At 52.2% G+C, this 11,075-nt stretch carries 10 protein-coding genes and 1 riboswitch; of the genes, 5 read left to right on the top strand and 5 right to left on the bottom strand.

The genetic code is table 11. From position 1 onward, the window contains the following. The first annotated feature begins 130 nt into the window (after nt 1-130). Complete coding sequence (locus MO867_RS18415; RefSeq protein WP_252471887.1) at nt 131-691, top strand: N-acetylmuramoyl-L-alanine amidase; 561 nt, start codon at nt 131-133, stop codon at nt 689-691. Beyond that, nucleotides 672-986: a hypothetical protein gene (locus MO867_RS18420; protein ID WP_252471888.1), complete on the top strand. Its 315-nt coding sequence runs from the start codon at nt 672-674 to the stop codon at nt 984-986. Before MO867_RS18415 ends, MO867_RS18420 begins: the two co-directional genes overlap by 20 nt. A gap of 208 nt (nt 987-1,194) precedes the next feature. On the opposite strand, the gene tdh is transcribed toward MO867_RS18420, so the two are convergent. The 5 genes from tdh to MO867_RS18445 form a co-directional block, all read right to left on the bottom strand. Next, a complete protein-coding gene (tdh, locus tag MO867_RS18425) occupies nt 1,195-2,220 on the bottom strand; it encodes an L-threonine 3-dehydrogenase (protein WP_252471889.1) in 1,026 nt (341 codons plus the stop codon). A 93-nt stretch (nt 2,221-2,313) separates the two neighbouring features. Next, the gene (locus MO867_RS18430) at nt 2,314-3,507 is read right to left on the bottom strand and encodes a glycine C-acetyltransferase (protein WP_252471900.1); all 1,194 of its coding nucleotides are present in this window, start codon (nt 3,505-3,507) and stop codon (nt 2,314-2,316) included. A gap of 79 nt (nt 3,508-3,586) precedes the next feature. Continuing rightward, complete coding sequence (locus tag MO867_RS18435) at nt 3,587-3,802, bottom strand: hypothetical protein (RefSeq protein ID WP_252471890.1); 216 nt, start codon at nt 3,800-3,802, stop codon at nt 3,587-3,589. 58 nt (nt 3,803-3,860) lie between these two features. Then, a riboswitch (SAM-I-IV-variant riboswitch) is annotated at nt 3,861-3,988 on the bottom strand. Nucleotides 3,989-4,053: 65 nt separating this feature from the next. Further along, the gene (locus MO867_RS18440; protein WP_252471892.1) at nt 4,054-5,487 is read right to left on the bottom strand and encodes an aldehyde dehydrogenase family protein; all 1,434 of its coding nucleotides are present in this window, start codon (nt 5,485-5,487) and stop codon (nt 4,054-4,056) included. 29 nt (nt 5,488-5,516) lie between these two features. Beyond that, a complete protein-coding gene (locus MO867_RS18445; RefSeq protein ID WP_252471894.1) occupies nt 5,517-7,121 on the bottom strand; it encodes a 5-guanidino-2-oxopentanoate decarboxylase in 1,605 nt (534 codons plus the stop codon). Between the two features lie 266 nt (nt 7,122-7,387). On the opposite strand from MO867_RS18445, the gene pdxH reads away from it, so the two are divergent. The 3 genes from pdxH (at nt 7,388) to MO867_RS18460 (ending at nt 11,054) form a co-directional block, all read left to right on the top strand. Beyond that, complete coding sequence (gene pdxH / locus MO867_RS18450) at nt 7,388-8,026, top strand: pyridoxamine 5'-phosphate oxidase (RefSeq protein WP_252471896.1); 639 nt, start codon at nt 7,388-7,390, stop codon at nt 8,024-8,026. Nucleotides 8,027-8,256: 230 nt separating this feature from the next. After that, a complete protein-coding gene (locus MO867_RS18455) occupies nt 8,257-9,948 on the top strand; it encodes a molecular chaperone HscC (protein WP_252471898.1) in 1,692 nt (563 codons plus the stop codon). Beyond that, nucleotides 9,948-11,054, top strand: a complete 1,107-nt coding sequence (locus MO867_RS18460) for a J domain-containing protein (protein WP_252471899.1) — start codon at nt 9,948-9,950, stop codon at nt 11,052-11,054. The genes MO867_RS18455 and MO867_RS18460 overlap by 1 nt, the downstream gene beginning before the upstream one ends. The last annotated feature ends 21 nt before the right edge of the window (nt 11,055-11,075 follow it).

The raw sequence follows: 11,075 nt of genomic DNA on the forward strand, positions 1-11,075 counted from the left end.
GCCAGCTGGCCCCCTTTGCTATCGCCAAGTGTGTCGGTCATTGTGGGAATCTAGGGTCTAAGTGTAAGCCACAACGTCTAGGACAATTCGGAATGCCGGTATAACCAGGAAGTTATATAAAGGAAAAGGAATGAGTATTTCAAAAGCACAACATCAAAAGAGAATAAATATAAACCAGAGGCATAGTGTAATTATTCGCTCAAAATGGGGAAAGAAGCAGCCAAAAGTGAATAACCTTGTGTCAGATTGGGGTTTCGATAGTGTTGTTATTCATCACTCAGGTAACGGTGGGGAAACCTCACCTGTTGGAATTGAGGAAAAACACATGACGAAGAATGGATGGGATGATGTTGGGTATCATTACTTAATACATCCGAGTGGTACCATCTATGAAGGGCGAAAAATTTATCATAAGGGTTCTCATGTTTCTGGGGCTAATACAAAGAAAATAGGCTTGTTATTGATGGGAGATTATGATGAGCAATGGTGGGATTTTGATGATTCACTCTCCAAATCTCATATCTCTACTGCAAATGCATTAATAAAAACCCTAAAAACATCATTCCCTTCAATTAAAAAGCTCGGTGGCCATAAAGAGTATTTGCCAAATGGAGGCTACACTTGTCCCGGCAACCTTGTTATGAATGTTATTAATAAAATGAGGGTGAAGCATGCGCTCATTAAACCATAAAATATTTTTAATGCTGTTTTGCGTGCTGATTGTGGTAAAGCTGTTTACGGCGGAGGTGAGCCTTGCGGATGACCCAATAGTAGCTTTTTCCATTAAGAAGGGGGCTTCATTTGATAATAAAATCACAGAAAATTCTTATGAAGATATAAGTAAGTATATCGTCTTGTTTACCGATGAAAATGGATTTTTAGGTGAGAAAATTTATTTTATTTTGGTGGACTTCTTGTGGTGGTTAATTCCTGCTCTATATTTTGTGGTTGTTTTGGGGGCTAGGTACAAAAGTCGTCTACGATGAAACTGTTGTTCATGGGGGCTGGTCCAAAAGGAATATCCCCCGGTTTTGCAATTTCTTCTTTGGTGGGTGTCCAGAACTGGCCGGACATGAAAAAGTTGGCTTGGGACTTGGCAAGATACCGGTAAAATTTGCTGATGCGCAAAAGGTTTAGGAGCTGGAATAGCGAGAGAAAGGCTGGCTGCGGACTAACCCGCAGCCAGGGCAGGGGTTAATTCCAGTTCAGGATCACTTTACCAGATGCGCCAGAGCCCATGGTGTCGAATCCTTTCTGGAAGTCATCGATAGAAAACTGGTGAGTAATAATCGGAGTTAGATCCAGGCCGGACTGAATCAGGCTGGCCATTTTGTACCAGGTCTCAAACATTTCACGGCCGTAGATGCCCTTGATAATCAGGCCTTTAAAAATAACCTGGCCCCAGTCGATAGCCATCTCGCCGGCGGGAATACCCAGCATAGCAATTTTGCCGCCGTGATTCATGGCGGCAATCATATCGCGGAAGGCGACGGGGACACCGGACATTTCCAGGCCTACATCAAAACCTTCACTCATACCCAGTTCGGCCATAACTTCGGTGAGGTTTTCCTTGGCGACATTGACGGCTCGAGTGGCGCCCATCTTGCGTGCCAGGTCCAGACGGTATTCATTGATATCGGTAATGACGACATGGCGGGCACCGATATGCTTGGCGACAGCTGCGGCCATAATGCCAATAGGGCCTGCGCCGGTAATCAGTACATCCTCACCCACCAAGTCGAAGGACAGGGCGGTATGCACGGCATTGCCAAGAGGGTCGAAAATAGAGGCCAGATCGTCAGAAATATTATCCGCAATCTTGAAGGCATTCAGGGCCGGTATCACCAGAAATTCGGCAAAAGCACCGGGGCGATCCACACCCACACCGTAGGTGTTGCGGCACAAGTGGCGGCGGCCAGCGCGGCAATTGCGGCAGTGACCGCAGGTGATATGACCTTCACCAGAGACGCGGTCGCCCACTTTGAAACCGGCCACCTCTTGTCCCATGCCAACAACCTCACCCACGTATTCATGGCCGACCACCATGGGAACCGGGATGGTTTTCTGAGACCACTCATCCCAGTTGTAGATATGCATATCGGTACCACAAATAGCGGTTTTGTGGATTTTGATCAGCAGGTCATTGTGGCCGGGTGTGGGGGTATCCACATCGGTGAGCCAGATTCCCGTTTCGGATTTGAGTTTGGATAGTGCTTTCATTGTTTTAAAACTGCAATTGGCAAGGTGCGGCGCCACCGGGCAGTTCCTTGTGAGAACTGTCGCATCAGTGGGGCGCGCCGCTGTCTATAGGGCTTAAATAATGTTTAGTTCGCGGCCGACCTCAATGAAAGCATCGATACACTGGTCGAGCTGTTCACGGGTATGGGCGGCGGACATCTGAGTGCGGATACGGGCCTGGCCTTTGGGTACAACCGGGAAGAAGAAGCCCACCACATAGATACCGCGTTCCAGCATTTTGTCAGCCATTTTCTGTGCCAGCGCGGCATCACCGATCATCACGGGGATGATCGGGTGATCGGCGCCAGCCAGGGTGAAGCCGGCTTCGGACATGCGCTCGCGGAAATAGGCAGAATTGTGGCTGAGTTTTTCCCGCAGTTCGCTACCCTCGGTGAGCATATCCAAAACTCTCAGCGAGGCGGTGACAATAGCCGGTGCTACAGAGTTGGAAAACAGGTAAGGGCGTGAACGCTGGCGTAATAGGTCGATAATTTCCTTGCGCCCGGAAGTGAAACCGCCGGAAGCACCGCCTAGAGCTTTGCCGAGCGTGCCGGTAATGATATCGACGCGGTCGATGACATCACAGTATTCGTGAGTGCCACGACCGTGTTCGCCGAGGAAGCCCACTGCGTGAGAATCGTCCACCATCACCAGAGCATTGTAGCGGTCGGCCAGGTCGCAGAGGGATTTGAGGTTTGCAATCACGCCATCCATAGAAAAAACGCCGTCGGTGGCGATCAGTTTGGTCTTGGCGCCATCGGCAGCCTGCAGTTGCTTTTCCAGCTCCGCCATATCGTTGTTGGCATAGCGGTAGCGTTTGGCTTTACACAGGCGCACGCCATCGATAATGGAGGCATGGTTGAGGGCATCGGAGATGATTGCGTCTTCGGGACCCAGCAGGGTTTCGAACAGTCCGCCATTGGCATCAAAGCAAGAGGTGTAGAGGATGGTGTCCTCGGTGTGCAGGAATTCTGATAGGCGAGACTCCAAGGCCTTGTGGATGTCCTGTGTGCCACAGATAAAGCGCACAGAGGCCATGCCGAAGCCGTATTCGGCCAACCCATTTTTAGCAGCCTCAATTAGTTCCGGGTGATTGGCCAGGCCCAGATAATTATTGGCGCAGAAGTTGAGCACTTGAGTATCGTTGTTCACCTGGATTTCGGCGGCCTGCTGCGAAGTGATGATCCGTTCGCGCTTATACAGGCCGTCAGCATCGATTTGTTTTAGTTCATTGCGCAGGTGCTCAAAGAATTGTTCTGGCTTTGACATGGTGTTGTTTTTAGCTCCTATCGTGCGCTCTTGGCACAGGGTGGTGGGCGCGAGCTTGGCAGCGCCGGTAAATTCTATTTTATCTCGCCAGCTCACAGGCCTTGTGAGCCGTAATGGGTTGCTCACTGGCGTGGCAATTGGTGGCAAATTTTAATGCCTCTTCGGCAGTTTCGAACAGTAGTTGCCACAACAACTGCCGATCGCCTCTTCTCACCGCGCGTACTGCCGTGTGGTTTTTTTGGTTGGCAATCTGAATTTCAATAATGTCTTTACTGGAAAATGGTGATTCGGACATGGTCCCTCCAAGGGTAAAACTTTGGAGGGCTGACGTGGAAGCGGCGAAATGGTATTCGCGAATCCGGTTGGATTGCTCGGGTAGAGCCCCATCCTCCCCGCCGGCAGTTGTGTGCCGCAGAGAGAGAACCACCTTGCCCCGGTCGGCAGGTTGGCGTTGGCGTCAGCCACTCTCGTGATGTGTGGGCAAAGATAGCGGGGAGGGGATTGGCAGTCAACAGCACCGCCCCTTTTTAAGGGCGGTGCAGACATTTATGCGGGCAGCTGAACAGATTTTAGTTCGATAAACTCGCCGAGACCGGCTTCGCCAAACTCACGGCCGTTGCCTGAACGCTTGTAGCCGCCAAAGGGGGCGTCGTAGTTAAATTCCCCGCCATTCACAAAGCACAAACCCGCCTCAATACGGCGCACGACCGGCATAGCACTCTCGGCGTCCTTGGCCCAAACGCCGCTGGATAACCCGTACTCGGTGTCGTTGGCGATGGCGATGGCCTCGTCCATATCTTTGTAAGGGATCAGACAGGTTACCGGGCCAAAGATTTCCTCGCGAGCGATGGTCATACCATTGTGGACGTCGGCAAAGACCGTCGGTTTCACATAGAATCCTTTGTCGAGTTCGGCGGGCATGTCGAGGCCTCCGGCCACTAGGCGGGCACCTTCATCGATTCCTTTTTGGATATAGCTGCGCACAATTTCCCGCTGGCGGGCGGAGGAGAGTGGGCCCATAAAAGCATTGGCATCGGTACCGATGGCCATTTCTTCAGCCACTTGTTTGGCAATCTCGACGGCTTCAGCGTAGCGATCAGCGGGAACCAACATCCGAGTCAGAGCAGTGCAGGTCTGGCCACTGTTGATAAATACATCCTCGCAGCCCCAGCGAACGGCCTCCTGAAGGTCTGCGTCTGCTGCGATAATCAAAGGCGACTTGCCACCCAGTTCCTGGGTAACCCTTTTTACTGTGGGCGCTGCGGCCTTGGCCACTTCAACGCCTGCACGGGTGGAGCCGGTAAAAGACACCATATCGACGCCCGGGTGGGCGGACAGTGCAGCGCCCACCACGGTTCCAGGGCCGGGGATCAGATTGAATACGCCTGCGGGGACACCGGCAGCGTCGATGATCTCCGCCATGATGTAATCCTGTAGCGGCGTGGTTTCCGAGGGCTTGGCGATCATGGTGCAACCGGCGGCAAGGGCCGGGGCGACTTTGCCGACGAACTGGTGCAGGGGGTAGTTCCAGGGCGTAATAAACCCGCATACGCCGATGGGTTCACGAATCAGAATTGAGTGAGCGGCTTTCTCAGTTTCCTCCATCATCGAGGTGCGATCGGCGTAGTAGCGCATGGCATAAATGGGGCCGTCTACATGCAGCCAGCGGGTGATATGGGCAGGGCAGCCGAGAGTCTGTGAGACGGCTTGGATCAGGTCCTCTTTACGTTCCTCCATGCCATCGGCAATGGCGTTCAATAGCGCTGAACGCTGTGCCGCACTGGTGTGGCGCCATTTGAGGAAAACACTGCGCGCGGCAGTGATGGCAATATCGACATCCTCTGCAGAACCCTCTACCACCTGGCAGATCATTTCTTCGGTAGCGGGGTTGATCACTGGGTGGGAACTGCTGCCCAGGGATTCCCTCCACTCACCGTTGATAAATAATTTATCGGTATGCAGCTTGTTGAAATCTGTCATGTCACGCTTCCATTTTTTGCGCGCCGGTTTCAGGGCGCGGTGATTTCGATGAGAGTGGGGGTGTTGCGTTGCAGGGCCTCGCTGACTGCGGTGGCCAACTGATCTGGGGTATCAATCCGGCAACCCTCGGCACCAAAGGATTTTGCCAGTGCCACAAAATCCGGTGTGCGCAAATTGACCCCTTCCTGGGGCACTTCGGCGGCATCCATAAAGTCACGAATTTCTCCATAGCCGCAGTTATTCCAAACCAGGATCGGCAGGGATAGCTGCTGCTCAACGGCAACCGCTAGTTCACCCAGGGTAAACATCAGACCGCCGTCTCCGATCAGTGCAATAACCTCCCGGTCGCCAGAAAGCTTGGCGCCAATGGCAGCGGGAAGGGCAAAACCCAGGGTGCCATAGCCGGTGGTGCAAGTGATATGGCTGCGCGGATGATAAAGTGGTAAGGCGTGATTGGTGTTATAGGCTAATTGCGTGGAATCGGTCACCAAAATCCCATTGTCCGGCAGGGCGTAGCGCAGCGCCTCGACCCAGGGGAAGCGATCCTCCGATCCCTCCCACCATTCGGTACGACAGTCTTTCAGTAACTGCGCCACTTCTTTTGTCGCTTGAGCAGTCGCGCTTTCTTCGCGTTGAACCAGGACATCGCCGAGCTGTTGTAAGCTCTCAGTGGCATCGGCACAGATGGCCAGATCGGGGTTGGCATTGCACACCAGTTGGGCAGGGTCGATATCTATACGGATAAGTTTGCCGGAAAACACGTAGTTATCCCGCTCTAAATTGCGATCGGTCTCGGAAAGCTCTGTGCCCACAGCCAACACAACGTCCGCTTTTTCGATCCGTTCGCGCACACAATCAAAGCTCAGGTTAGCGCCGCCACACAGTGGGTGGCGCTCATCGACTACACCTTTGGCGGCTAGCGACAGAAAAACTGGCGCTGCGATTTTCTCTGCAACGCGCGTCGCGGCGGTACCGGCGGCCTGGGCACCGCCGCCCAAGAGAATCACCGGACGCTCGGCGCTCTGCAGCCAAGCCGTGGCAATGCCAATAGCCGTTGTGCTGGCGGCGGCAGCCATTGCGGAAGGGGCTGCACGGTAATCGGGTAACTGTCCGGGCATCGGCGCCGGGAACAGGTCGATGGGGATTTCAATATGCACAGGTCCCGGGCGGCTGGATTGTAGCTGTTGGAATGCTCGCGCCATCACCTCCGGTAACTGCTCCGCTTGGGTCAGAGTGTGCTGCCAGATACAGAAACCGCGGCTGATATCACTCTGGCGAGGCAGTTCGTGCAGGCGTCCGCGGCCCATTCCCAGGTCTTTACGACGATTGACTGCGGAAATCACCAGCATTGGAATCGAGTCGGAATAGGCCTGTGCCATAGCGGTGGCAGCGTTTGTCAGCCCCGGACCGGTAATTAAAAAACAGACCCCCGGTTTGCCGCTGGCACGGGCGTAGCCGTCCGCCATAAAAGCGGCACCCTGTTCGTGGCGCGGCGTGATATGCATCAGGTCGCTACCGGGTAAGCCGCGGTACAGTTCGATGGTATGTACACCGGGAATACCGAAGACTTTATCTACCTGATATTCGCGCAGCAGGCGCATCAGCACCTGGGCGCATGTGGGCGCAGAGGACATAAGCACCATTTTCCTTATTCGTGTAAAAATGCAGTGAGCCTAGCGGCCTGCCAAATGCCGCGCAAGTGTCCGCAGAGTCTGCACTTGCATCGCGAAAATCGCAGGAAAATTGAGATTAGCCCCATGCGGCAACAGGAAACTTTGCCCGGCGCCGCTAGCCCAGCCTGCGTGGGGGCGCGAGAATTTGACGCGGTGGCCGTCGAGCAATAGCCTTCCGGCGGCCGGCCGAATAAACTTTGAGTTAGAACAACCAAGGAAGTAACACCATGGAAATCGATCAATGGCGTCGTGAATACCTGTTAAGCGGTTTGAGACGTTCCGAATTGAAGCCGACACCACTGGAACAACTCCGAAAGTGGTTGAGTGAAGCGGTAGAAGCTGGGCTCGCCGACCCCAATGCGATGTGTCTTGCCACGGTTAATACCGATGGCCAGCCGGCCCAGCGTATCGTACTGCTCAAAGGTGTTGATGAGCGGGGTTTTACTTTCTACACCAACCTGCAAAGTGACAAAGCCCGGGATATGGCCGAAAATCCCCAGGTGTCATTATTGTTCCCCTGGCACTCATTGGAGCGGCAAATTATTGTTTACGGGAAAGTAGCGCCGGTATCCCGTGAGCAGGCTAAAGCTTATTTCCAATCGCGTCCTCTGGACAGCCAGCTGGCCGCCTGGGCGTCTCGTCAGAGTCAGTCACTGTCCTCCCGCGAGGAATTGCAGCATCAATTCGAACAGGAAAAATCCCGCTTTGCGGGGAAGGATGTCCCGCTGCCGGAGTTTTGGGGCGGCTACTGTGTCGTGCCCAGTGCGGTAGAGTTTTGGCAGGGGGGTGCCAATAGATTGCACGATCGTTTTATTTATCGAATCCATGACAACGGCAGTTGGGCGATAGAGCGGCTATCCCCCTGATTATTTGATCTCCTACCGGTGGCCCTTTTTCTCGGGCCACTGAATTTTTCTTTTTGCTTTTCCAGAAGCACCGCCCGTTAAAATTATTCCCGCCACCGCGTTGTCGCTGGCCAATGACGCATCAGGCCGCTTAGAATAAAGCGCTATAAACATAGCTTAAAACTATGGTCTCAAAATAAAGAAATCCGATCATCACTCACCATCGGATTCAAAGATAGGTAGAGAGTAATATGGCCATAATTGGTATTGACTTGGGTACCACCAATAGCGCCTGCGGGGTATTGACTGAACAAGGGATACAATTAATTCCTAATCGTTTGGGGGAAATCCTCACACCTTCGGTTGTCGGGCTGGATGAATCCGGCAAATTACTAGTGGGTAAAACGGCAAAAGAGCGCCTGATAAACCACAGTAATACCACGGTTGCAGCATTTAAACGGCTGATGGGGACCGATCATAAGATCGCTCTGGGAAAACAGCAGTTTAGTGCTACTGAGCTTTCCTCACTGATTTTGCGTGCCCTGAAAGAGGATGCGGAAACCTTTCTCAATGAAGAAATCACTGAAGCCGTAATCAGCGTTCCCGCATATTTCAATGACAATCAGCGCCATGCCACCAAACTCGCCGGTGAGCTGGCCGGCTTGAAAGTCGAGCGCCTGATCAATGAACCCACATCAGCAGCGATTGCTTATGGCCTTCACGATAAACGCGAAGGCCATTTTCTGATTCTCGATCTTGGGGGTGGCACTTTCGATGTGTCTATCCTGGAGTTTTTCGATGGCATTATGGAGGTTCATGCCAGTGCCGGGGACAACTTTCTCGGTGGTGAGGATTTTGTCGAAGCGATGATCGATAACGTTCTCGAAGAACTCGGTATTAAAAAGGAGGCTTTGAAACCCAGTGAGCGACAAAACCTGTATATGCAGATGGAAACGGCCAAGCGTAGAGTCAGCCAGCAACCTGAACAGCGCTTGGAGTTACATTTGGCTGGGCGCAGCATGGAGTGGTCGGTAACACCCGAATGGTTTGAAAAGCTGAGCACGCCATTACTGCTTAGAGCCAAGCGGCCTATAGAGCGCACTATGCGCGATGCCGATCTGCCGCCGCAAAAAATTGATGAAGTCGTATTGGTGGGTGGCTCAACACGTATGGCCCAGTTCCGTTCAATGGTCGGGCGTATGTTCGGGCGTTTGCCGGCCTGCCATTTGGATCCGGATACTGTAGTGGCCATGGGGGCGGCCATTCAGGCAGGTCTAAAAGAAAAGAATTCAGCCCTGGATGATATTGTTCTTACTGATGTGTGTCCATACACCTTGGGTACTGGCATTGTCAATGAAGACAGTCCTCAGCTAGGCAGCTATTTTATGCCGATTGTTGATCGTAATACCGTTGTACCGGTGAGTGTTGTGCGCAGGGTATGGACTGCTGCAGATAATCAAACCCAGCTGTGCATTGATGTGTATCAGGGGGAAAATCGCCTGGTAAAGAAAAATATCTATCTCGGTGAACTCACTGTTCCAGTCCCCAAAAAACCAAAGGGTGAAGAGGCTGCTGATATTCGTTATACCTATGATATGAACGGTCTACTGGAAGTCGATGTTACGGTTGTTTCCACCGGGAAAACGTTTAATAAGTTGATTGAATTTACGCCCGGTGCCCTGACTGAAGTGCAAAAAGCAGAGGCTTTGGAAAAATTGTCTCAGCTAAAATTTCACCCGAGGAAGGATGAAAAAAATCAGGCGGTAATTGCCCGTGGTGAGCGTCTGTATGAATCAAGTCTGGGGGAGCAAAGAGACTATATAGCCAAACTACTGTCTACCTTTGACAGTGTTCTCGATCGTCAAAAGCCTACAGAAATCCTCAAGGCCCGCACGGAAATTAGTGAGATTTTCGATCGCTTGGATAATGAGGATTGGATTTAATGGACCCCTGGGCCATCCTTGAACTTACGCCGGTCAGTGATACTAGGGCCATTAAACGAGCTTATGCGAAAAAGCTAAAGCTGACTCGCCCGGATGAAAAGCCGGAAGAGTTTCAGGTATTGCATGCCGCCTATAAAAATGCGCTGAAGTTGGCAGAGCAAATACAGGAAGAAGTGGAGTCTACCAATGTCCACAGCGAGGTTAGTGATGTCGCTACCTCACAAGGACTTCAGCCTGACACGGAGGCAACTGCCGGTGGCCGCCCACCAGATGAGGATGAGGCGTTGGCTATCCAAGCAGGGAGCGCGACGGCAGAGGAAGTAATCGTTTCTGCGCACACGCGAGTTGCACCAAGTGATGATGGTTCCGAATCTGTGCCAGGGGCACCAGAGGGGGGGCAAAAGCCAGAGGACGATGCCAGTGCCATACAGCCGCAGGCAGAGAGCCTCCATCTCGCCGAGCCAGACATAGTGGAAGCCCAACCACAAATTTTCGAAGAGTCCGAGAGAGATCAGCGGATAGAAGAGTATCAGCGGGTGCTAAAGCAGGTAGATGAAAATCTGAATAATAAGCTGGAAATGAGTGTTGAAAAAAACTGGCACTTTCTGTCCCGAAGTCCCTATATGCTGGATGAAGAGTACAATTGGAATTTGGGCCTTTCTATCTTTGAGCGCTTTGCTCTGTTTAACCAACAAGCAACGGAGGGGGATGAAAAGGGGAAGTTCCGTGCGCAAGTCACAGTCAATATTGTGCAATACTGCGATCAGTTATTCGACTGGAGGGGTAACGCGCCCTATTTATACCAGGCATTGGATAATTCCCTCTGCGATAGTCTGTTTGCAGCTTTGGAGGCACACGAGTCTATTGCGGACCCTTTGCAGGGACTTCGTGGTGGCCGGAAAATTGTCAGAGTAAGAGAGCAGGCACAGCAAGAGACTTACGATCAATACTATTTCGGCCACTTGCTGGCCAGGGGGATTGCCGTTGTATTGGATTTTTTATTGATTTATGTAGTGATCGGCCTCCCTTCTTCTATCGTATTAATAGCGGCCTTTGATAAACCTGAAAACACGAGTTATAACCGAATCTGGTGTTTGAGGGTTTGAAAGAAAGTAGCGTATCTGGTT

Origin of the sequence: Microbulbifer okhotskensis, from assembly GCF_023895975.1 — a bacterium.
Taxonomy (GTDB): Bacteria; Pseudomonadota; Gammaproteobacteria; order Pseudomonadales; family Cellvibrionaceae; genus Microbulbifer; species Microbulbifer okhotskensis.